The 728-nt window shown below is 57.3% G+C and carries 1 protein-coding gene and 1 pseudogene; one reads left to right on the top strand and one right to left on the bottom strand.

The annotated features are described in order from the left end of the window. Positions 1-203: pseudogene (glgC, locus tag AWU74_RS11930) on the top strand (glucose-1-phosphate adenylyltransferase); the annotation flags it as partial. 91 nt (positions 204-294) lie between these two features. On the opposite strand, the gene AWU74_RS11925 reads toward glgC, so the two are convergent. Further along, positions 295-471, bottom strand: coding sequence for a hypothetical protein (locus AWU74_RS11925; RefSeq protein ID WP_162481555.1), 177 nt, complete (start codon positions 469-471; stop codon positions 295-297). Between the last annotated feature and the right edge of the window lie 257 nt (positions 472-728).

Here is a 728-nt window from a genome sequence, read left to right as displayed (position 1 = left end):
CGCATATCGGAATCGGGAAGCGCTGCAGGATTGCGAACGCGATTATCGACAAGAACGCCCGAATCGGCGATTACTGCCATATCGGCGTGAGCGGCAAAACATATCCCAGCGGCGAATACGCCGCCGTCCCGGGCGCATACGTTGCGGACAATATCATCGTTATCAGAAAAAACGCCGTCATCCCGGCAGGGACGAGCATCTGAAGCGTTCGGCTTTGCCGAACGGGGTTTCAGAAAACCCGGCATGGAGGCAAAGGCTATCGTGCCCGGTTCACGCTTGCTGGTGCCGGTTCGATCAGGCAGCGCCTTCATCCTTCCCTACCGCCCCAATCTGCCGCGCTATCACCGTTTGCACTTGCGGGTTCGGTTCCTCGTGTTCCCTGCGCTTTAACCCAAGCATCTTATCTACAAGCGCGGCAAGTCTATCGCGGGCTGCTTTGTCGACGCTCTTGAATAAATCGAGGACGGGCATAGTGCCAGCCGCTTTCAATTACCAGCATATCGGTGCGTTAGCCGAATCAGCCAGTATTTCAGCTTCCCGCAAAGCCCGCTCGGTAGCCTTACTGGTGGAAACTTCAAATAAGCCTTCTCGTTCGCCTCGGTAAACCGGTATATCCGCGTCGGCGGGCGTGCCGGTCAGGTAGCGCCCTCCTCCTCCACCGCCTTAATCTCTTCCGCGCCCAAACTATACAGCCGATACACCGCCTCGTCTATTTGTCTGTCCGCCGC

Source organism: Treponema endosymbiont of Eucomonympha sp. (assembly GCF_001028545.1).
Note: the sequence above shows the minus strand (reverse complement) of the source record. Positions and strands in the feature narration are given on the sequence as shown.